Here is a 21155-nt window from a genome sequence, read left to right on the forward strand (position 1 = left end):
CGCGTCTCCATAAACGCGTTGACTTGCTGTGCAGGTGTTAATATATTAGCATTATGCTAAATAATTAGCATTTCAGGCAGTTTGCCGGCGTGGTGGGATTAATGGTCAGGTCAATGCTGTTGTTGCTGCTACTGGCGGGCTGCACAACCCATAAAATTCATGTGTTCAACAACAGCTTGAGCGATGCCGAGCTTGCCGATCTGAGCCGGGCTATTGCCGAACTTGGTCTGAGGCCTCAACTGCGTGACCTCGATGTGCCCGTTGGCATTACGGGCCCCACTATTGTCATGCCGCGTGTGGTTCGCGACCAGGCCTCGATTGATGAGCTGGAAGCTGTACTCAATCGTCACGGGTTGAGCAACGTGCGCGTGGAGTCGCATTCTGTGCACAATCACTCCTACACCGACGGCAATATCGGGCTGTATCTGACCAATCGGGAAATTGCCAGACAGCGACAGGCGGAAGTCCGTCGCGTGGATCTGAATATCGAAAACCTCTCCCGTGTTTACATGAGCGAGTGCGAAAGCATCGATGCCGAGCTCAATTTGACCGCAGACGGGCTGGCGATACTCGAAATATACGAGTGGGACGAGGCGACCAGCAGCGACAAATCCGTATTCATCGCCGGTAGCTGGCACGCGGAGGACTCGCGGTTAACTCTGGCTCTGGAGCAAACAGACACGCTGACATTCACCGTCGCCGAGTCCCAGACCCGGACGAGCTCCGGTGATACACGTGGCATAGACCTTTTGCGTACCTCGCCCGCCACTGAACAAACCCACAGCCGCTGCAATTTTCGTTATATCGAACAAGTACCTGGACCCTGAAATGGTCTCGAAGGGCCGAAGAAAAAGCTTCTGGAACGGGTCCTGTGTTATGTTGTCCAAGCAAAAACAAACAAAAGGAAAAAAAACAACAAACAACCCGCAAGCTGATATCTGAGGAGAATGCCAATGAGTGCGCGAACCGATGTATCTGCAGACGCCCGAGGTAGTGAGACGCCTGTCATTAATATAATCCGGCCCGCCGAGCTGAGCTCGGTGCTGAAACAGGGGCTGGCTGACTTCGAAGCCAAACCCACCCACGGGGTCTTTCTGACCCTGATCTACGCCCTGATTGCCCTGTTTGCCGCCTTGATTGGCCTGGGCGAGAATTTCCTGCCCTTATTGTTCCCGCTAGTGGGTGGGCTGGCCCTGATAGGCCCGCTGGCCGCCTGCGGCCTCTATGAGCTCAGCCGTCGCCGTGAACAAGGCCTGAATTACGCCTGGTATCACGTTTTTGATGTGGCCAGGGCGCCTTCACGCTGGGGGATTGCGGCAATGGGGTGCGTTCTGGCAGCTCTGTTCGTCGCCTGGCTGATGACAGCCGAACTGCTCTATGGCGTGTTTTTTGCTGAACCCGCCCCAACAGAGCTGGCTTCTTTGATGCAGCAGATATTCATGTCCCCGGCTGGCTGGCAGTTGCTGGCCGTTGGCTCAGGCATCGGTTTTATCTACAGTGTAGTGGTTTATATGGCCACGGTAGTCTCGCTGCCGATGATGCTGCACCACAAAGTTGGCGTTGGCCGCGCAGTGATGACTTCGCTGAAAGCTGTGCAGGCCAATTGGCAGGCGATGGCTATGTGGTATCTGCTGGTAATTGGATTGATGTTGCTGGGTGCCCTGCCGCTGTTCGTAGGCCTTGGCATCGTCGTACCTGTGCTGGGTCACGCCACCTGGCATCTATACCGCCGCGCGGTGACCTACCGTGATTGATCCTGCGCCCGGTTCTCCCGGGCCCGGGCGGGCGCGATATTCCTGACTGAGTGGATGAAGATAGTCGCGGTACAACGATCCGGTCCGGCACCCGTCATTTGACGGCTATGCCCACAACGCTATCCGTGTTTATAATCGGGTATCGCACACCCGGTCACTTTTTTGCCTGTGCCGTGACGTTCAACTATTCAGGAGCCTGTTTTGAAAACAATCGCCGCGCTACCATTCATGAAATCTACATTGACCAGGGCGCTATTCCCCGCGCTCGGCCTGAGTCTGTTGCTGGGCGCTTGCAGTGACAATTCGCCAGAGCCCGGCACCACTGGCATGCAGGAAACGCAGGATGAGGCACCAGCGGCCACCGAAGCGGGCACCAATCCATTGCTGGTAGCAAGCAGTCTGCCCTACGGCATGCCGCCTTTCGATGAGATCCGAAACGAACACTATCTGCCCGCCTACGAGCAAGCCATGGCGCTGGAAAGCGAAGAGATCGAAGCGATTGCGAACAACCCTGAGCCCGCGAGCTTTGACAATACCATCATCGCACTGGAACGCTCCGGACAGGCGCTGACGCGTGTGGCACGTATCTTTGGCAACGTGAGCGGTGCCCACACTAACCCTGATTTGCAGGCAGTGCAGCGCGAAATGGCGCCAAGACTATCCGCACACAATGATTCAATTTCACTGAACCCGGATCTGTTCGCCCGGGTCAACACCCTGTATGAGCAGCGCGAAGAACTGGCACTGGATCCAGAGTCCGATCGACTGCTTGAGCGCTACCACACCAGTTTTGTACGGGCCGGTGCGCAATTGAATGAAGAGCAAAAGGAACGTCTGCGCGAAATCAACAGCGAGTTGGCGAGCCTGAGCACACAGTTTACGCAAAACGTGCTGGCCGAGGTAAATGCGTCTGCTGTGGTGGTTGATACGCGTGAAGAGCTTGCAGGTTTGTCCGATGCACAGATCCAGGCTGCCGCAGATGAGGCCGCGGAACGCGGTGAAGAAGGCAAGTATGTGATCACGCTGCGCAACACCAGTGGTCAGCCACCACTGGCTTCGCTTGAAAATCGCGCACTGCGTGAACGCATCCAGCGCGCATCGGTTGCGCGTGGCAGTCGAGGCAACGAATTCGATACCACCGGTATTGTCTCCGACACAGTGAAGCTGCGAGCCGAGCGTGCACAGATGCTCGGCTATGATACGCATGCTGACTTCATTCTGTCTGAGCAGACAGCGGGTAGCAAAGTAGTTGTCAATCAGATGTTGGGAGGCCTGGCGCCTGTCGCCGTTGCCAATGCGCGCATAGAAGGCGAAGAAATCAAGCGGGTGATTGATGAGACTGAGGCAGAGCCCTTTGAGCTTGAAGCCTGGGATTGGGCATTTTACGCCGAAAAAGTCCGTCAGGCTCGTTACTCGTTTGATGAGTCAGAGGTAAGGCCCTATTTCGAACTGAACAACGTACTCGACAACGGTGTGTTCTACGCTGCTGAACAGGTGTACGGGCTAAGCTTTGAACGTCGTGATGACCTGCCCACCTACCACCCCGATGTGCAGGTGTGGGAGGTGTTTGATGTTGATGGCTCCGGGCTGGGTCTGATGCTGGGTGACTTCTACGCGCGCGGTAGCAAACGTGGCGGTGCCTGGATGAACAGCTACAACACGCAAAGCGGTCTGCTCGGAGGCAGCAAGGTCATCGGCAACCATTTGAACATTACCAAACCACCGGCCGGCGAGCCGACGTTGATGACCTTCGATGAAGTCACCACCTTGTTCCATGAGTTCGGACATGTGTTGCACGGGTTGTTTTCTGACGTTGAATACCCGCGCTTTGCCGGCACATCTGTGCCACGTGATTTTGTTGAATTTCCGTCACAGGTAAATGAAATGTGGGCGACATGGCCCGAAGTTCTTGAAAATTATGCGTTGCACTATGAAACGGGAGAGCGAATTCCGCAGGATCTGCTGGACCGTGTACTGGAGGCGGCACAGTTCAATGAAGGCTTTGGTACCACGGAATATCTTGCAGCGTCGGTGATAGATCAGGCTTTGCACCAATTGCCGCCGGAGGAGATTCCCGACGCTGACGGCATCATGGCGTTCGAGGCTCAGGCCCTGGCCGACGCCGGTCTGAATTACGACCCGGTACCACCGCGCTACCGCACACCGTACTTCTCCCACATCATGGGCGGCTACTCTGCAGGGTACTACTCCTATATCTGGAGTGAAGTGCTGGACGCCGATGCGGTGCAATGGTTTATCGAAAACGGTGGCATGTTGCGCGAGAACGGTGATCGCTTCCGTAACACCCTGCTGTCGCAAGGTGGCAGCAAAGACGCCATGGAACTGTATCAGGACTTTGCCGGTCGTTTGCCTGACATTGAACACATGCTGCGTCGCCGGGGCCTGCAACCACAGTGAGAACATTCAAGGTTCCCAATACACTGGTTCTGCTGTTTGCCATGCAGGTGTTGGCACTGGTCATCACCTGGGTGCTGCCGGCCGGTGAGTTTGAAACCACCTTGAATGAGGCGGGCCGGGAACTGGTGGTTCCCGGCACCTTTGCCCTGCTTGAGGACAGCCCGTCGCTCAGCGTCGTCGATTTGCTGACGGCGGTGCCGCGCGGCATGGCCGATTCCCAGGGAATCATTTTCTTTGTCCTGATCGTTGGTGGGGTGCTGGCGGTGATTCGCCACACCGGTGCCATCGAAGCGCTGCTGGGGCGCATCCTGCAGCGTTTCAGCACGCGCACCGGGCTGCTGATATTTTTCCCCATGTTCGCTTTTGCGGTGGGTGCCAGCACCTTTGGCATGGCGGTCGAGTTCATTACCCTGGTGGCGCTGTTGATGACGTTTTGCCTGGCGATGCGACTGGATGCGATGACGGCGGTCGGTATTCTGGTAGTGGGCTACGGTATCGGATATGGCGCCGCGGCGATGAATCCGTTTACCGTCATGGTGGCGCAGGATGTGGCCGATCTGCCACCGGGCTCAGGCATTGGCTTGCGGCTGGCGATATTTCTGCCGTTGTTGCTGCTTGGTTTCCATCATGTTTACCGGTACGCGCAGCGTGTGAAGGCCGATCCCAGTGCCAGCCTGGTGTATGATTTGCGCCACCAGCATGAGGCGGCGTCGGTAGAGGAATATCCGCCGCTGACCACCACGCGCAAACTGGTGTTGCTGGTAATGATGCTCGGTATCATGACGTTAGTGTCAGGTGTCATATTGTACGGCTGGTACTTGACTGAGCTCAGTGCGTTGTTTGTGGCGCTGGGTATCATCACCGCGATTGTCGCTCGTATCACGCCCGATGATACGGCCGTGGCGTTCTCCAAAGGTGTCACCGACCTGGCGGCTACAGCGCTGTTGATTGGTATGGCACGTGGAATCGCTTTGATTCTGGAAGACGGACAGGTGCTGTATACCATCGTGCACGGATTGTCAGTGCCGTTAACCATGGTGGGTGCAGAGTTGGCCGTGGTGGGCATGTTGCTGATGCAGAGCCTGCTCAACTTCTTCATTCCGTCGGGCAGTGGTCAGGCCTACGTCACCATGCCGTTGATGGCGCCGATGTCTGACCTGTTGGGTATTTCCCGGCAGACCGCCGTGCTCGCGTATCAGTTCGGTGACGGTTTCACTAATATGATCATTCCTACCAACGGTATATTGATGGGTATTCTGGGCATTGCCGGCATTCCGTACGATCGCTGGTTCCGCTTTCTGATGCCGTTAATGCTGAAGCTGTTCCTGGCCAGTTCGGCGATCCTGATCGGGGCTGTCTGGTTCGGTTACTGAGGCGGGTACAGCAGCACCGGCTCCAGTTCTACGGACGTATTATCGTCGCTGAATGACACCAGCCCGTCCTGCACCAGGCAATGCAGATTCATATTGCGCTGTGCCAGCAGCGCCAGTGACTGTGTCTGCTCCAGTGTCAGATTGACGATGCGCAGGTTGTTTTGACGGGCAAATTGCACGCTGTTCTGCTCTACCCACATCTCTGCGATACGTCCTCCGTAACAATACACCGTCACTTGCTGTGAGCGCCCGCAGGCTTTGCGCACCAGGCGCTCATCCGGCATGCCGACATCAATCCAGTGTTCAATGGCGCCGGTCAGATCTTTCTGCCACAGATCAGCCTCGTCCTCGGTGCTCAGGCCGCGGCCGAACTCCAGACGCTCATGGGCATTCAACGCAAATGCCAGCACGCGCACCATCATGCGCTCATCTGTTTCGGAAGGGTGTCGGGCCAGCGTCAGGTTATGTTCCTGATAATAGTGCCGCTCCAAATCCGTGATTTGCAGGGACGCTTTGAAGATAGTGGATTTGGCTGCCATGGATCACGTTTGCCTGTGTTGTGAGCGGAGGCGGGCATGATACCGCAAATTCGCGCAATAAATTTGCATGCCCGCACCTGCATTACTTGCAAATAGGAATACATATCATTAATATTTACCGCGATATCTTCCGTGCTCCCTTGCGTTTTATTCCACAGCCAGTCAGGTTCCGTCATGCCACATAAAAACCCGCTTAGTTTGTCCATCGCTTTTGCTTTGTCTGCCTTTTCTGCCTTTTCTGCCTTGTCGCTGCCGCATGCTGCGCTGGCCCAGAGCGACGCTATCTCCGAGATTGTTGTGATCTCCGATGGGTCGCAGGTACTGCTGCCTGATGCCTACGCCGGTGGTCAGGTCGCGCGCGGTGGTCGTGTTGGCATGTTCGGCAACCTGGATATGATGGATTCACCTTTCTCGGGAACCGCTTTTACCCAGGACCTGATGCTTGACCAGCAGGCCGTCAGTGTCGCCGATGTGCTGCAGAACGATCCGGTGGTGCGCGTTGCCAAGGGCTTTGGCAATTTCCAGGAACTGTACATGATCCGGGGTTTTCCGGTGTTCTCCGATGATATGACCTACAACGGTGTGTATGGCATTTTGCCGCGGCAGTTCGTTGCCAGCGAATTTCTGGAGCGGGTTGAAGTATTCCGCGGTGCCAGTACCTTTCTGAATGGCGCGGCGCCTGGCGGCAGCAGCGTCGGCGGATCGGTGAATCTCGTGCCCAAGCGTGCGCCCGACGAACCCCTGACACGAATCACGGCCGGTTACGAGGGTGGCGAACACGGTTACCTGGCGCTGGATGGTGCGCGACGTTTTGGTACCGATGACAATGTCGGCGTGCGCATCAACATCGCCCGGCGTGATGGTGAAACCGCGGTAGACGAGCAGGCACGTGAACTCACTGTGCTGGCCTTTGGCATGGATTACCGTGGCGACAGGCTGCGCCTGTCAGCCGACGTGGGATTGCAGGATCATCGCATTGACGCGCCACGACCCAGCGTCACGCCATCGGGTGACATCCCGCCGCCGCCGGCCGCCGACGATAATTTTGCCCAGCCCTGGACCCACACCGACGAAGATCAGTTGTTTGGCGTGGTGCGTGGTGAGTACGACCTGAGCGATGCGGTGTCGGTCTGGGCCGCCGCCGGCTTGCGGGATGGTGAGGAAAACAATGTCCTGGCCAATCCGAACGCGGATGCGCAGGGCAACACGTCAGCCTATCGCTTTGACAATGCTCGCGCCGATAAAATCCACTCTGGCGAACTGGGCATCCGGACAACGTTTGACACCGCAGCGCTGGGACACAATCTCAGTCTCACTGCCTCTGCCTTTTCTCTGGAGTCGCGCAATGCTTATGCGTTCTCAAGCTTCGCGGGTTTTCCCGGCAACCTGTATGATCCGGTGACGGTGTCGGCACCACAGGCGGATTTTTTTGTTGGCGGTTCCCTGTCGTCGCCGCGGGTGACAGAGGAGGTAGAGACCTCAAGTGTCGCAATCGCCGACATGATCTCATTGCTGGATGAACGCATGCTGGTCACTGTCGGTGCGCGCTATCAGAATATCGAAACACGCTCGTTCGATTACAACACGGGTTCTGCTCTGTCATCCTATGACGAGGGACGTCTGACCCCTGTGTTTGGTATCGTGTACAAAACCAGCGAGCAGGTGTCTCTTTACGGTAACTACATCGAAGGTCTGGTGCCGGGTGAAGTGGCGCCAACGAACAGCGGTGGCAGCCCGGTGCTTAACGCAGGTGAGGTATTCGAGCCCTACCAGTCCGAGCAGTTTGAACTGGGTGTCAAATACGACGGAGGGGATCTGGGCGGCAGCGTCAGTGCTTTCACCACCAGCCGCCCGAGCAGTTATGTGGAAAACGCTGTTTTTGCTCCGCAGGGCGAGCAACGCAACCGCGGTGTTGAACTCAGCCTGTTCGGTACATTGACACAGAATGTGCGCCTGCTGGGCGGTGCCACCTGGCTGGAGGCTGAAATGGTTGACACCCAGGGCGGCCAGTTTGATGGCAATGACGCGGTCGGTGCGCCAGACACGCAACTGAATGTAAACCTTGAATGGGATGTGCCGGCATTGCCGGGGCTGACACTGGACGCCCGCCACATCTTTACCTCGTCACAGTATGCCAATGCCGCCAATACTATCGAAGTTGCGGCCTGGAACAGGACAGATCTGGGTGCACGCTACCGGACCCGGATCGCCGAGCGCGACGTTACCCTGCGAGCCCGTTTGCAGAATCTGAGTGACAGCAATGACTGGGTGTCCGTGGGTGGGTTCCCGGGCTCCAACTATCTTGTGCTGGGTACGCCGCGTACCTTGATGCTGTCGGGCACGGTTAATTTCTGATGGCGTCTGCTGAGTTAATGGCTCCCGCGACGCTAATGGCTTCCTCCGCGCTAATGGCTTTTCTTGCACTGGCGCTGAACGTTGCCGGTGTCGGTCTGCTGTACTGGTCCTGGCGTCATCAATCCGGGGTTGGTGTGGTGCATGCACCGACAGGCTGGGGTTTCCTGCTGTTGTCTGCCTGGGCGTGGATGCTTGCCAGCGGCGCTGAGTTTGGTGTGGTTCAGGTATTTCTGTTTAGCGGTGTCATAGCGTGGCTACTGGTGCTGCTGAATTACCGCTTGCAGGCGCAGTCCCGGCAGCTTCGGGGCAAAGGGACGGGTCGCTCGCGTGACAGCGACCTGCCGACGACGGCTGGTACCGCGACCTTGCACTTGCCGCACGCAAAAGCCTTTGCCCGCCAGCTTTGGCTGTTTATCGTCGTGGTGCCGCTGGCCGGTGCTGCCTCCGCATTGTTCACCACGGTGCTGGTGCAATTGTTGCCATGGCAGCAGGGCGACAAACTGGTTTTCACCCTCTATGCTGTGCCCGTGGTCTGGGGTATCGCCAGTTGGTGGGCATGTGCCGCGCCGCGTTCGTACTGGCCACCCTTGTCTTTTATGCTGGCATTGATAGTCAGTTTCCTGTTTTTATACGGATAATCCATAATGAAGCCATCGTTGCCAACATCACTGGTGAAAAGTTCCGTCAATAGCCATTCCTGGCTGGGCCTGCTGACCGGGGCGCTGATGTATCTGGTCTGTGTGTCCGGGACCGTGGTGGTGTTTACCGACTACCTGGAGCGCTGGGAGCAACCGGACGTCGCCGAGTTTCAGCAGATGACACCGGCACTGGCAGGTCAGGTCTACAGTCAGTTACACGAAGTCGTGCCGGACATTGGCGGTGATATCCTGCTGATGTTGCCGCAGAGCGGTGCGCCGCGCGCGTCTCTGATCTCGGCAGAAGGCGCATGGTACCTCAACGAAGATGGCAGTCGGGGCGACGATATCAGTCACGACTGGACCACGATGATGGCAGACATGCATGTCTATCTGCATTTGCCCAGCAGCTTCGGCATGATCGTGGTCAGTATTCTGGGTGCCATGTTATGTGGTCTTATCATCTCCGGTCTGTTTGCCCATCCCAATATTATCCGTGACGCCTTCAACCTGCGCCTGCGTGGTTCGCGGCGCCTGCAGCAAACCGACATACACAACCGGCTCAGTGTCTGGGGTGCACCCTTCCATCTGGTGATTGCCGTCACCGGCGCCTACTTTGGTCTTGCCGTACTGATGAACATGATTTTTGCCAGCGCTTTTTTTGACGGCGACAATGAGCGCGTTATCGGCGAAATTTTTGGTGCACCGCCAGCTTTGCAACAGGACGTTGCGGTGATGGATGTCGAGGCCGCGTTAAATGAGCTCGCCGTGGTGGCCCCTGAGGCAAACCCGTTTTATGTCACGGTGGAAGACGCCAATACCCCGCAGCAGTATATGATTATCGGTGCCGAGCATGAAGGACGGCTGATCTATGCCGAACAGTATCGTTTTGACCAGGCGGGTCAGTACCTGGGCAAAGCCGGTTACACGGACGGTGCGCTGGGACGTCAGGCAATATTCTCAGTGTTCCGTTTGCACTTTGGTCATTTTGGCGGACTGTCCGTGTTGTTCCTGTACGGGGTGTTTGGTCTGGCGCTATGCGTGGTCTGTGTCAGCGGCATCAATATCTGGTTGTCGCGGCGTAAGACCCGCGATGCCCTGAACAATATCTGGACCGGCCTGGTGTGGGGTACACCGGCTGCCATTGCTGGCAGTGCGCTGCTGGTACTGCTGGCTGGTCTGCCCGCTGTCGCCTCGCTGTGGCTGGTGCTGGTGGCCTGCATCGCGCTGGCTCAGGTTCTCAACAATGACGCAGGTGGCAAGTCCATGCTGCAACTGTTGAGTGGCGGCCTGGTGCTGGGGCTGGTTGTGTTGCATGTTCTCAAGTATCAGCAACTGGCGCTGCGCGATGCCGCGCTGGCAGTTAACGTGTGTTTTGCTGCAAGCGGTCTGATACTGCTTTGGCTGGGCTTGCGTTCGAAACGGAAGACAAATGCCGTCGCGGCGCCCGCCAACGCTTAAACCGACTTGGTCTGAGCCGGGATGATCGGCTCGGCCAATCTGGACAGATTCGCCTGATTATTGTGGTTTTCGCCACACCCACCAAATCCACCCAACTTAAGTAGCTGATAAAAAGGGTTTTATTTTCTGGCCCGGGACTTGCTATGTCTGCTCCAACGACGCTTTGCGGCCTGCCGCGAATCAGCTGAAAATAATTCGTTGCTGATTTAAACGCAATTGGATCTGCTGGCGTCTAACCTAGCAAACACGGATTAAAGTCTGGTCATGTCAGCAGAAGAAATCACGAACGCCGTACAGTTGGCACAGGGAGGCGATCGCAAGGCCTTTCATCTGCTGTATCAGCAACACGTCGGCCGGGTGTATGCCATATGCTGGCGATTAATGGGCGACCGGCAAAAAGCCGAGGATGTCAGCCAGGAAGTTTTCGTCAAAGTCTGGCAATGCCTGCCCGACTTCAAAGGTGACAGTAGTTTCGCCACCTGGCTGCACAGCATCGCCACGCGTACCGCCATCGACTGCTGGCGCCGGGATAAGCGCTTGAGCTTTGTCGACCCGGATCAGATCGATGGCATGTTTGACCAGGATCAGTCGGCTGCTGTAACGGACAATGGCGATGCGGGTGATCTGGAGCAGGCAATACAGCGTCTGCCGGCGCAGGCCAAAGCGGTATTTGTGTTGTTTGCGCTGGAAGGCTATCAGCACAAAGAGATTGCTGAACTACTGAGCATAGCAGAAGGTTCGAGCAAGGCGCAGTACCATCGGGCCAGACAGTTATTAAGGGGTTTTTTGCGTGAAGAGTGAACAGGAACTGGATCAGGCGATAGCAGCGCTGCCACGGGAAATGCAGCCGCAGCGTGACCTGTGGCGTGATCTGGAGAAACAGTTGCCAGAGCGCAGACATGTCAGAAAGCGCCAGATGTCGTTGGTAAACCAGGCGCTGGCGCTGGCTGCCGTGCTGGCGCTTGTTGTGGTGGTGAGCTGGCGGGTTCTGGTAGTGCCGGACAATGCCGATATGCCCGTGGCGACAACGGATGTTCCTGACCCTGTTGACGATCAACTGCCGCCCCAGTACGCCATCGTACAGCAGTATGAAACATTAGTGGCCGAACAGCAGGGCATGCTCTCACGCAGTACTGGTTTTGTCGGCGACTGGCAGTATCAACTGGCGACCTGGGATAGCGCAATCGGTCAGCTCAGAACCGCGCTTGACTACTACCCCGACGACCCGCAGTTGCTGGCGCAGATGCAGGGTCTGTATGCACAACAATTGGACTATCTACATTTGATAAGCAGTGTGGAACCGAACGGCTACTACTATTCAGGAGAAGAATTATGAACTCGAAAGCATCATGGACAAGTTTGGCAACGCTGGTGTTGCTGATGGCACTGGGACAAATGGTCCACGCCGCAGAAAATCCGGTCACGATTGACGAAACCCGGCAAGTCAGTGCCAACGAACGCATCGAAATCGAAGTCATGCGAGGACAGGTTGTCATACGCACCGGCACGGACAATACGTTCCGTGTTTCCGGCACGCTGGATGAACTGGCGGAAGGTTATGAGTTGCGATCCGGGAACGGCTTCACCTTCTTTGAAGTGCAGATGCCAAGAAATATCAGGAACAATGGATCCCGTCGGGAGCAGGAATCAGACCTCGTGTTTGTAGTGCCGGCAAACAGCAATGTCAGCTATTCCGGGGTCAATGCCGACGTCAACATTGATGGCATCACAGGTGGCAGCGATGTGACGACAGTGAATGGTGATATCACGGCGGCCAACCTGTCTGAATATATTGAGCTGCGCACCGTGAACGGTGCCATCGACAGCAGAAACAATCGCGGCCGCATTGACCTCCACACGGTCAATGGTGAAGTCCGCGACGCAGGTTCCGATGGCCGCATAAGTTATGGTGCGGTCAATGGCGATCTGGATATCGACAGCGCCGCACAGGAAGTGGAAATATCTGTGGTTAATGGTTCGGTACGGGCAGATCTGCGTGGTACCGACGAGTTGGATCTGAACAGTGTCAATGGCGATATCGACGTGATTCTGGTTGATGTGTCATCGCCGCGAATCAGCGGCAGTACAGTCAGTGGCGATATCAACCTGACTCTGCCATCTGATGTGAATGCCCGTTTCAGTATGCAGAGTATTGCCGGTGGCAGCATCATCAACAACATCACTGACGATGAAGTGGTCCGGGCCAGATTTGGCCCGGCCAGGAACCTGGACTTCTCCACCGGCGAGGGTGTCGGCACGGTCGAGCTGAGTTCAGTCAGTGGTCGCCTGGAGTTGAACGCTAACTGATATGAAAATATTAACACTTTTGGTTCTATTGCTCACCGCTACGTTGTCCGCTCCACCTGCCGCACAGGCGCAGGATAGCAGCCGAGACACGGTGCTGGTATACCAGCCGGATTTTTTCGCCGCATCCAGTCCATCCACTGCAGAAGACATGGTGGATCGGCTGCCGGGATTTCAGCTTGACGACGGTGACGACGTTCGTGGTTTTGCCGGCGCCGGTGGCAATGTGCTGATTAACGGCGCCCGGCCGGCCTCAAAGTCAGATGATGTGTCTTCAGTGCTGAGTCGTATTCAAGCGGGTCGTGTATCACACATTGAAATCATTCGGGGTGGTGCACCCGGAATTGATATGCAAGGCCACAGCGTGGTAGCCAATGTGATTCTGAGCAGCGATGCGACCACCCAGCAATCACTGCTGGCGCGCAGCTATTTTTTTGAAGGAGGCCCCAACCTGCCCGGTGGGCGCTACGAATACAGTAGCAATGAAGACGGGCGAAGCTGGGGTTTCAATATCGGTCGCACCATCTCCATGAATGACTCCACTGGCACCGGCACGCTTATTCGTCGTAATGGTACTGGTGTGATAACGGACACGGAGACAAGAGAAGACAAGTTTGATGGTGGTGGGTGGAGCGGCCGAGTTGACTGGGCAGCACCGGTGGCGGCAGGCAGGCTGGAGCTGACGGGCGGTGCCAACATAAATGACTTTGAGGAATGGACACAGTATGTGGGGGCGTCATCGTCGCGGCGATTCGAGTTTGAGCAGGATAACCGCAACGCGGACGTTGGTGTCAGAGCTGAGCAGACCCTGTCGTCGGCCACAACGCTGGAGGCGCGACTGATCCAGAATCTGCGTCGCAGCGAGAGTGTCAGTACGGCACTGGTGGGCACCAGCCTGCAGCAGTTCGATACCAAGCGTGATACCGGTGAGTCAATCCTGCGCAGCGTCCTGCGATGGCAGCGCTCCGACCGTCTGAAAATTGAGAGCAGTGCTGAGCTGGCCTATAACATGATGGACACAACGCAGAGTTTCACGCTGAATGGTCAGCCAGTGCCTTTGCCATTGTCGACAACACAGGTCAATGAGCTACGGGCAGAAATCTCATCGATTGCCACCTGGCAGCGCAGTGATACCCTGACGCTGGAAGCCGGCGCCCGTCTTGAGCGTTCCCGTATTCGACAGAGCGGCGGTGGTTCGGCTGAACGCAGTTTCTTCTACCCCAAACCGCGCCTGGCGATGACCTGGGATTTTGCCGATAACCATCAGCTCCGCCTGCGACTGGAACGTGAGCTGGGACAGCTCAACTTTAACGACTTCGCGGCCTCGTCATCACTGACCAACAACGAAGTGCTGGGTGGTAACCTGGATCTGCGGCCGGAGCAGCGCTGGGTGTCGGAAGCTGTCTTCGAACGTCGCTTCAGTGACGAGGCTGTGTTGTCGCTGACCCTGCGGCACGACGAAATCAGCCACGTGGTTGATGTGTTGCCACTGGATGATGGCCTGACCGCAATCGGCAACATCGGTGATGGTACACTGGATCGCGCCGCCATTGATGTGCGCCTGCCATTGGATCGGGTGGGTGTGCGCGGTGGCAGACTGACCTTGAATGCCCGCTATGATCACGCTCGGGTCACTGATCCGACCACCGGACATGAGCGCCAGATCTCCGAAGTACGTCCCTTCACCGGCTCGGTGAACGTTGAACAGGACCTGCCAACTTTGAACCTGGTGTGGGGCGTGAATTATACGCCGTATTTCCGGGATACCAATTTCAACCCGGATCAGCGTCGCAGCTTCGAGCTGCATGACTACGTGACTGTGTTCGGTGAATACAGCATCAGTGACAGTTTTACGGCCCGACTGGAGTACACCGTTTGGGATGACTTCCGGCTCACTCGCCAAAGCTGGTCGGACCGGGTATTGCAAAGCGTGGTATACACCGAAGAGGAGCGGGTGAATCCGCGCAATTTCCTGCAGCTACGCGTGCGTAAAACGTTTTGAATGCCCTCTGAAAGCGCCGAATGTTAGCGTATTTTGCGCATGGACAGCCTGGCGGATGCGGTGTACGCTTCAGAGCAAACCGTATAGCGGTTGTCTCCGGAGGAAGCGCCACGTGAGCGTATTCAAGCGATTGACCATGGCCGCCAGTGCCGTGCTGATAGGGTTTGTGCCAGTTTCTGGGTTTAGCCAGGACTGGGCACAGGTGGACGAAGAGGTGCTGGAACACTTCCGCACCATGGTGCGCATGGATACCACCGATCCGCCCGGGCGCGAAATCGAACTGACCGAGTACCTGGTATCCGTGCTGGAGAGTGAAGGCATTGAGGTCGCGGTTTATGCATTGGAAGCGGACCGGCCCAATGTCGTGGCCAGGTTGCGTGGCAATGGCAGCAAACGTCCCCTGCTGTTAATGGCACATCAGGATACCGTCAATGTTGATCCTGACAAATGGGTGTTTCCACCGTTCAGCGCGCAGCGTGACGGCGGCTGGATTTACGGTCGAGGCACTGTTGACGACAAGGACAACATCGCTGCCGCCCTGATGACTATGTTGTTGCTCAAGCGACACAACGTCGAGCTGGATCGCGATGTGATTTTTCTGGCCGAATCCGGTGAAGAAGGCGCCACCCGCATCGGTATCGAATTCATGGTCAATGAGCATTTTGATGCCATCGATGCCGAGCACTGCATCGCCGAAGGCGGCAGCGTTGTGCGCCAGGGCGGGCAGGTACAGTATGCCGGTGTGCAAACCGGCGAGAAACTGCCGCGCGCCATTGAACTGAGCAGCACTGGAGTTGCCGGCCATGGCTCAGTGCCACTGCAAAGCAATGCTATCGTGCATTTGTCCAAAGCGATTGCGGCTGCGGCGGACTGGCAGCCCCCGGTCCGTTTCAGCGACACCATCTCCACATACTTCTCACGTCTGGCCTCGATTTCGGAACCCGAGGCGGCCGCTCGTTATCAGGCGTTATTGAGCCCGGGCACGGATGGGTTTGATCGCGCGCTGGCGTATCTCAAGGAAAATGAACCGCGCAACGCAGCCGTCTTGTTCAGTACGATTTCCCCCACCATCGTTGACGGTGGCTACCGCGTCAATGTTATTCCATCAAATGCGACGGCAACGCTCGATGTGCGTTTGCTGCCGCAGGAGGAGCCGGAAGAGTTCCTGGCGGCGCTGCGGCAGGTGGTTAACGATGTCAGTGTCAATGTGAACTGGGCGCAACGTGATGTGCGTCCTGGCGCTTCCAGCCGGTTGGATACCGAAGCCTTTCGCGTGATAGAAGAAGTGATGCAGGCAAGCTACGACACCACGGTGATCCCGACCATGAGTACCGGTGCTACCGATATGGCGTACCTGCGGGCGCGTGGTATCCAGTGTTATGGTATTGGCCCAGCAATTGATGCCGAAGACGGTCCGCTGGGGTTTGGTGCGCACAGTGATCAGGAACGTATTATTGAAAGCGAACTGTATCGTTTTGTTCGCGCACACTATGACATAGTCGAGCGACTGGCGGCGGCACAATAAATTGTGGTCAAACCAATTGTGGTCAAACCCTAAAGACACAAAAGGCGATTGATATGAAAGTGGTAGTTCTATTGTTATTGTCATTGCTGGCCGCGTGCAGCGAGCCCGTCACCGATGCGTCCAACGACATGGTGACAGAGGCAGACGAATCTGCGGCCCTGACCGTCTGGCTGGACGAGCAGTTTGCGCAGCAGCTCGACTTCAGTCCGCAGTGGAAAACCCGACTGGGTGACAAAAGCGACTATGGTCAGCTTGACGATGCCTCAGAAGCAGCTGACGAACGTGAGCTGGAGTGGCGCCGCAACAGCGTGGCGGAGATGCAGTCAACATTCTCCTATGATCTGCTGAGCGAAGATGCCAAAACGTCCTGGGACACCTGGGTCTATGCGCTGGAACGTGCCGAGATGAGTGCTGAATTCAATCGTCATGGTTATATTTTTGGCCGTGGCGGTCCGCACGCATCGCTGCCCAATTTCATGATCAACTTTCATCGGGTTGACGAACCGGGCGACATGGAGGCCTATATTTCGCGCCTGTCACAGATCGACGATGTGCTGGCGCAATATCAGCATCGCGCCGTGCGTGCCATTGAAGATGGCATTCGCCAGCCGCGTTTCAACTATGATTATGCCATCGCCGAAATAGGGCGTGTCACCGGCGGTGAGCCTTTCACGGACGAGGGCATTTCTCCATTATGGAATGATGTAGAGAATAAAATAACCGCGCTCTTCGAGAACAACCTGATTGATCAGGATACGGCAGACAATATGCTGGAACAGGCGCGCGCTATATTCGTTGACGAGCTGCAGCCTGCGTATGCCCGGCTGCTGGCCTGGCTGCAGCAGGATCGCGCCAACGCCAGTGAAGAAGCGATGGGCGTGTGGGCACTGCCCAATGGCGAAGATTACTACAATACGCGCCTGTCACTGATGACAACGCTTGATATGACGGCCGACGAGATTCACCAGATCGGTTTGTCGGAAGTGGCGCGCCTGCGCGCAGAAATGGAAGTCATCAAGGACACAGTAGAATTCGATGGCACACTGGCCGAGTTCTTTGTTTTTATTCGCGAGGATGACCAGTTCTATTTCCCTGATACCGACGAAGGCCGAGAAGCTTACCTGCAGCTGGCCCGTGACTACCTTGAAGGCATGGACGAGGTGTTGCCCGAGTATTTTGGCATCCTGCCCAAGGCGGGTCTGGAAGTGCGCCGCGTAGAGTCCTTCCGTGAGCAGGATGGCGCGGCGCAGCATTACATGTCAGGTACGCCGGATGGTTCACGTCCGGGTGTGTTCTATGCACATCTGTCAGATATGCGCGCGATGCCGCGTTACCAGCTGGAGAATATTTCCTATCACGAAGGCAGTCCCGGCCACCATATGCAGATCTCCATTCAACAGGAGCTGACTGACATTCCCCGCTTTCGTACCCAGTACGGCTACACCGCCTTCTCTGAAGGCTGGGGGCTTTACTCCGAGGCGCTGGGTAAAGACATGGGGTTCTACGAGGATCCGTATTCAGATTTTGGTCGCCTGGCCGGTGAAATCTGGCGCGCTATCCGTCTGGTGGTGGATACCGGCATTCACTCAAAACAATGGACACAGGAACAGGCGGTGCAGTATTTCCTGGAGAATTCGCCGCAACCGGAGTCCGCAGTTCGCTCCGAGATCCAGCGTTACATTCACAATCCCGGACAGGCAACGGCATATAAAATCGGCATGTTGAAAATTCAGGAATTGCGCGCGAGCGCGATGCAGACGCTGGGTGACGATTTTGACTACCGGGGATTCCACGATACCGTGCTGGGCGGCGGCGCGGTGCCGTTGCCGATACTCGAGGCGCGGGTGATGCGCTGGGTAGATACTGTCAGGCAGAAGACTGCTGGCGAGTAACCAGTGACTTGCTCATTCTGATATGGGGGATGGTGACTTCGACAAAGGGGTCACCCTCTGTTTGATATCCCAGTTTCTGATAAAACCCGATCGCACTGTTCCTGGCGTGCATATAGAGCCGATGGAAACCCTGAGCCGCCAATAATATTTCGACATTGGCGAGCAGTGTTCTGCCCAGGCCGATTCCTTGCATCCTGGGATTGACAGACATTTGGCGCAGTTTTGCAGTGCCGTCCGGCATTGGTACGACACTGATGCAGCCGGCCAGCTCAAGATCGTCAGTAAACAAGCCGAAATGACGCTGCTCAGCTTCGCTGGCACGCTCGCCGGGCTCCAGCGTCAAACCCAGTGGCTCACGCAGCACTGTCTGGCGCAGTTGCCAGGCACGTTCGTAAGCCTCGGACTCAAATGTCAATTCGATGAATTTCATCAACAAAGCGTATAGGCAATTAAAGCGCTTTACAATACTGGTGTGTTTGCTTTTTTGTCGGACTTAAAAAACCAGGTATCGCCCGGCGCGCTGTGCTAGTCTCATGGCAAAACACCATAATAACAAACAATGAAGGTGGTTAACGATGACAACGCTGCATGTTCTGATGACCTCAAAAGCCTTGCGAAATTTGCGGGCGAAGACGGTCCGGCTGACGTCTCTGGCAGGCATGATAGGCATGGCGCTGGTGTTCTCAACGCAGACAGCCAGGACGGTAGCTCAGGACCTTGAGCCGGTCGGACCCATGCCGTATGACATCCCCGTCAACTGGATAGAACCCTTTGCCAGCCCCGGCTACTCCTGGGGTGGTAATTCCGGTATTCACGTCGAATCTCAGGACCGCATCATCGTCCTGCAGCGTGGCGAAACCGAACTGCCCGATCCCATTCCGCCGTCCTACACCAATTTCCCCGGCTCCATGGGCTGGAATGTCATTCAGGGTCAGGGGCGCACCTGGCAGAACGTCATGTACGTCATCAACAGTGAAGGTGACGTACTGGAGGTCTGGGACCACTGGGACTATCTGTTCGCCGGCACCGATGGTCCTGGCCCGCACCGCTTGCGGGTCAGCCCTTATGATCCTGAGCGTCGAATCTGGGTGGTCGATGAAACCAACCATGTCATCTACGTGTTCTCTCAGGACGGGCAGCAATTGCTGATGACGCTGGGCGAAAAGGGTGTGGCGGGCAGCGACGAAACTCATTTTGGTTTGCCGCAGGATGTGGCGTTTTTGCCCGACGGTAAAGTGCTGGTGGCCGATGGCCTGCAGAATACCCGCGTGGTGATCCTGAGCCCGGAAGGTGAATACCTGTCTGAATTCGGCAGTGCCGGGTCAGAGCCGGGGCAGTTTGCCAGTGTGCACGGCATTGCCATGGGGCCGGATCATGACGTTTATGTCGTGGATCGCAACAACATGAATGTGCAGGTGTTTCGACAGACCAACCGTGGCAGTGACGATCCCTACCCGACCTACGAGCTGAAAATGCGGGTTACCGGACCCAACTTCCCTCTGGATATTATCGTCAGTGAGGATTATTTCTGGGTCACCGATATTCGTCCGCCCAAAATCATGCAGTTCGATCTGGCAGGCAATCATGTCTACACCTGGTTGCTGCCGGGTGAAGGGCCAACTGCCTGGCTGGAAATGCACTCGTTTTCAGTGGATGCCGAGGGTAATGTTTACGGTACAGATAATCAGTATGCCCGTCCGCAGAAACTGGTACCCAGGTCAGATGCCGATCCGCGGCACCTGATTCAGCGCCAATACGTGCCAGGTCAATAATTGCCAGGCCAATACGTGCAAAGCCAATACGTACAAAGACAGCGCGGCGCTATTCCTGTCGCAGGCCTTTGGCAACGTACATGGCATTGTCCGCGTGTTTCAGCAAGGTGAACTCATCTTCGCCGTCAAAAGGGAACACGGCGACGCCGATGCTGGGCGTGATCAGCAATTCGGCGCCGTCGATCAGGAAGGGTTTCCTGAAAGCAGTGTGCAATTTGTTGGCAACATCCTGAGCGCTGCGGCGCTCGTTGATGCGCTCTGCCAGAATGACAAATTCATCACCACCCAATCGCGCAGCGGTATCGGATTCGCGTACCGACTGACTCAACCGGTGGGCAACACGTTGCAGCAGTTGATCACCCGCCGCATGACCAAGCGAATCGTTCACCCGTTTAAAACCGTTCAGGTCGATGAACAGCAGCGCGAACGAGGTTTGCTGGCGTCGGGCCCGCGACAGCGAGGTGCGAATACGATCGGATAACAATTCACGGTTGGGCAAACCGGTCAGCGGGTCATATTGGGCAACGTATTTGAGGCGATCAAGCATCTCCCGACGCGAAATCGCTTCGGAAACCTGTGTCGCAATCAATTGCCAGTGTGCTTTGTCAGCATCACTCTGGCTGACCTGGTCATGATAGTTAGGGATATCCAGTGTGTTAACGATGCCATGCAACTCTGCGTGCAGGCTCTTGAGATCCTTTGCGGTATGAGACGCTTCGGATATGGCGTAAAGTGCGACCTGCGCCGCCTCATTGCGTCGGCGCTGGGTTATGTCGCGGGCAACACCAACGCGAAGCTTTTCCCCGGGCAACCAGCGCGCCGTCCACATGATATGAGCAATGGCACCGTCTTTGCGTATGTAGCGATTTTCAACCTGACTAATTGAGCCTGCGTTCATCACATGCTCCGCTGTGCCGCGGGTGTATGCAAGGTCGTCGGGATGCACAAAGTCAAAAATCAGATGCCCGACCATTTCATCAGGGCGGTAGCCAAAAACCTGTTCGCTGGCTGCCGAGACAAAAACCAGCCTGCCGTCCGGTTCAACAACACAAACGGCGTCCAGCAGAAGATCGAGAAAATCAACAGGCAGATTGAACATTGAAATATCGGGCAGTTTTGTCATGA

The 21155-nt window shown here is 56.3% G+C and carries 17 protein-coding genes; 14 read left to right on the top strand and 3 right to left on the bottom strand.

Annotation, left to right across the window (positions count from 1 at the left end; all coding sequences use genetic code 11):
• Positions 1-101: 101 nt before the first annotated feature.
• The 4 genes from WD071_RS17425 (at position 102) to WD071_RS17440 (ending at position 5545) form a co-directional block, all read left to right on the top strand.
• On the top strand, positions 102-827 hold the full coding sequence (locus WD071_RS17425) for a hypothetical protein (protein WP_368049682.1): 726 nt from the start codon (positions 102-104) through the stop codon (positions 825-827).
• 126 nt (positions 828-953) lie between these two features.
• Entirely contained in the window at positions 954-1754 is an 801-nt protein-coding gene (locus WD071_RS17430) for a DUF2189 domain-containing protein (protein ID WP_368049683.1), read from the top strand.
• A gap of 201 nt (positions 1755-1955) precedes the next feature.
• Positions 1956-4172: a M3 family metallopeptidase gene (locus WD071_RS17435; protein ID WP_368049684.1), complete on the top strand. Its 2217-nt coding sequence runs from the start codon at positions 1956-1958 to the stop codon at positions 4170-4172.
• Positions 4169-5545, top strand: coding sequence for a YfcC family protein (locus WD071_RS17440; protein ID WP_368049685.1), 1377 nt, complete (start codon positions 4169-4171; stop codon positions 5543-5545). The genes WD071_RS17435 and WD071_RS17440 overlap by 4 nt, the downstream gene beginning before the upstream one ends.
• Here WD071_RS17440 and WD071_RS17445 read toward each other — a convergent pair.
• A complete protein-coding gene (locus tag WD071_RS17445; RefSeq protein ID WP_368049686.1) occupies positions 5539-6084 on the bottom strand; it encodes a YaeQ family protein in 546 nt (181 codons plus the stop codon). The two genes, WD071_RS17440 and WD071_RS17445, sit on opposite strands and share 7 nt — an antisense overlap.
• 174 nt (positions 6085-6258) lie before the next feature.
• Here WD071_RS17445 and WD071_RS17450 point away from each other — a divergent pair, with 174 nt between their 5' ends.
• The 9 genes from WD071_RS17450 to WD071_RS17490 all read left to right on the top strand — a co-directional run bounded on the left by WD071_RS17450 (position 6259) and on the right by WD071_RS17490 (position 18258).
• Entirely contained in the window at positions 6259-8439 is a 2181-nt protein-coding gene (locus tag WD071_RS17450; protein ID WP_368049688.1) for a TonB-dependent receptor, read from the top strand.
• Positions 8440-8492: 53 nt separating this feature from the next.
• Entirely contained in the window at positions 8493-9077 is a 585-nt protein-coding gene (locus tag WD071_RS17455; protein ID WP_368049689.1) for a hypothetical protein, read from the top strand.
• A 6-nt stretch (positions 9078-9083) separates the two neighbouring features.
• Positions 9084-10535: a PepSY-associated TM helix domain-containing protein gene (locus tag WD071_RS17460; RefSeq protein WP_368049690.1), complete on the top strand. Its 1452-nt coding sequence runs from the start codon at positions 9084-9086 to the stop codon at positions 10533-10535.
• Between the two features lie 264 nt (positions 10536-10799).
• Positions 10800-11336 (top strand): RNA polymerase sigma factor, encoded by a 537-nt coding sequence (locus tag WD071_RS17465; RefSeq protein ID WP_368049691.1) that lies wholly within the window; start codon positions 10800-10802, stop codon positions 11334-11336.
• Positions 11326-11871: a hypothetical protein gene (locus WD071_RS17470; RefSeq protein WP_368049692.1), complete on the top strand. Its 546-nt coding sequence runs from the start codon at positions 11326-11328 to the stop codon at positions 11869-11871. Before WD071_RS17465 ends, WD071_RS17470 begins: the two co-directional genes overlap by 11 nt.
• A complete protein-coding gene (locus WD071_RS17475; RefSeq protein WP_368049693.1) occupies positions 11868-12842 on the top strand; it encodes a DUF4097 domain-containing protein in 975 nt (324 codons plus the stop codon). The genes WD071_RS17470 and WD071_RS17475 overlap by 4 nt, the downstream gene beginning before the upstream one ends.
• 1 nt (position 12843) lies before the next feature.
• Positions 12844-14841, top strand: coding sequence for a TonB-dependent receptor plug domain-containing protein (locus tag WD071_RS17480; RefSeq protein WP_368049694.1), 1998 nt, complete (start codon positions 12844-12846; stop codon positions 14839-14841).
• A gap of 112 nt (positions 14842-14953) precedes the next feature.
• Complete coding sequence (locus WD071_RS17485) at positions 14954-16366, top strand: M20/M25/M40 family metallo-hydrolase (protein WP_368049695.1); 1413 nt, start codon at positions 14954-14956, stop codon at positions 16364-16366.
• A 53-nt stretch (positions 16367-16419) separates the two neighbouring features.
• Positions 16420-18258, top strand: coding sequence for a DUF885 family protein (locus WD071_RS17490; protein WP_368049696.1), 1839 nt, complete (start codon positions 16420-16422; stop codon positions 18256-18258).
• Here the strand turns inward: WD071_RS17490 and WD071_RS17495 are convergent.
• Positions 18233-18688, bottom strand: coding sequence for a GNAT family N-acetyltransferase (locus WD071_RS17495; protein ID WP_368049697.1), 456 nt, complete (start codon positions 18686-18688; stop codon positions 18233-18235). The two genes, WD071_RS17490 and WD071_RS17495, sit on opposite strands and share 26 nt — an antisense overlap.
• Positions 18689-18833: 145 nt before the next feature.
• Between WD071_RS17495 and WD071_RS17500 the strand changes: the two genes are divergently transcribed.
• Positions 18834-20030 (top strand): hypothetical protein, encoded by a 1197-nt coding sequence (locus tag WD071_RS17500; protein WP_368049698.1) that lies wholly within the window; start codon positions 18834-18836, stop codon positions 20028-20030.
• Between the two features lie 49 nt (positions 20031-20079).
• On the opposite strand, the gene WD071_RS17505 is transcribed toward WD071_RS17500, so the two are convergent.
• The gene (locus tag WD071_RS17505; RefSeq protein WP_368049699.1) at positions 20080-21153 is read right to left on the bottom strand and encodes a diguanylate cyclase; all 1074 of its coding nucleotides are present in this window, start codon (positions 21151-21153) and stop codon (positions 20080-20082) included.
• Between the last annotated feature and the right edge of the window lie 2 nt (positions 21154-21155).

It is taken from the genome of Pseudohongiella sp., from assembly GCF_040877505.1.
Lineage (GTDB): Bacteria > Pseudomonadota > Gammaproteobacteria > Pseudomonadales > Pseudohongiellaceae > Pseudohongiella.

What these genes read in the sequence shown, in the direction of transcription:
- WD071_RS17490 (WP_368049696.1), top strand. Translation starts at nt 16,420, where the DNA reads ATGAAAGTGGTAGTTCTATTGTTATTGTCATTGCTGGCCGCGTGCAGC.
- WD071_RS17430 (WP_368049683.1), top strand. Translation starts at nt 954, where the DNA reads ATGAGTGCGCGAACCGATGTATCTGCAGACGCCCGAGGTAGTGAGACG.
- WD071_RS17425 (WP_368049682.1), top strand. Translation starts at nt 102, where the DNA reads ATGGTCAGGTCAATGCTGTTGTTGCTGCTACTGGCGGGCTGCACAACC.
- WD071_RS17455 (WP_368049689.1), top strand. Translation starts at nt 8,493, where the DNA reads ATGGCTTTTCTTGCACTGGCGCTGAACGTTGCCGGTGTCGGTCTGCTG.
- WD071_RS17495 (WP_368049697.1), bottom strand. Translation starts at nt 18,688, where the DNA reads ATGAAATTCATCGAATTGACATTTGAGTCCGAGGCTTACGAACGTGCC.
- WD071_RS17445 (WP_368049686.1), bottom strand. Translation starts at nt 6,084, where the DNA reads ATGGCAGCCAAATCCACTATCTTCAAAGCGTCCCTGCAAATCACGGAT.
- WD071_RS17500 (WP_368049698.1), top strand. Translation starts at nt 18,834, where the DNA reads ATGACAACGCTGCATGTTCTGATGACCTCAAAAGCCTTGCGAAATTTG.
- WD071_RS17475 (WP_368049693.1), top strand. Translation starts at nt 11,868, where the DNA reads ATGAACTCGAAAGCATCATGGACAAGTTTGGCAACGCTGGTGTTGCTG.
- WD071_RS17465 (WP_368049691.1), top strand. Translation starts at nt 10,800, where the DNA reads ATGTCAGCAGAAGAAATCACGAACGCCGTACAGTTGGCACAGGGAGGC.
- WD071_RS17460 (WP_368049690.1), top strand. Translation starts at nt 9,084, where the DNA reads ATGAAGCCATCGTTGCCAACATCACTGGTGAAAAGTTCCGTCAATAGC.
- WD071_RS17480 (WP_368049694.1), top strand. Translation starts at nt 12,844, where the DNA reads ATGAAAATATTAACACTTTTGGTTCTATTGCTCACCGCTACGTTGTCC.
- WD071_RS17450 (WP_368049688.1), top strand. Translation starts at nt 6,259, where the DNA reads ATGCCACATAAAAACCCGCTTAGTTTGTCCATCGCTTTTGCTTTGTCT.
- WD071_RS17505 (WP_368049699.1), bottom strand. Translation starts at nt 21,153, where the DNA reads ATGACAAAACTGCCCGATATTTCAATGTTCAATCTGCCTGTTGATTTT.